Below are 339 nucleotides of genomic sequence, written 5' to 3'. Positions count from 1 at the left end.
TGCCATCGCAACCCGCTACGAGAAGACAGCTTCAAGCTTCATGGGCGTTCTCTCGCTCGCAGCCGCTCTGGACTGGCTCAAGAGCTAACAGGCCGTAGCCGCCGTCATAGTGACGTCCAGCCAGGGCGAGATGAGAACCAAGCCAGTGGGCTTCGGCAGTGCTGCTGAGGCCGATTGCATGGCGAGGGAGACTGCCAGACCGCCCCAGCGGAGTCGCCCATGAGGAAGAGCCGAGATGGACCCTGGCTCGCAAGGACGTCGCGATAGACGCCGAGCACGAACGAGATCACGACCAAGCAATCGTTCTCCGGCGCAAGCGGGTAGAGCGGCACGATAAAC

The 339-nt window shown here is 62.2% G+C and carries 1 pseudogene; it reads left to right on the top strand.

The features are described 5' to 3' along the window. Positions 1–88: pseudogene (locus WDW90_RS38575) on the top strand (IS5-like element ISMex42 family transposase); the annotation flags it as partial. Positions 89–339 lie beyond the last annotated feature (251 nt).

The organism is Methylobacterium nigriterrae, assembly GCF_037106235.1.
Taxonomy (GTDB): Bacteria; Pseudomonadota; Alphaproteobacteria; order Rhizobiales; family Beijerinckiaceae; genus Methylobacterium; species Methylobacterium nigriterrae.
Note: the sequence above shows the minus strand (reverse complement) of the source record. Positions and strands in the feature narration are given on the sequence as shown.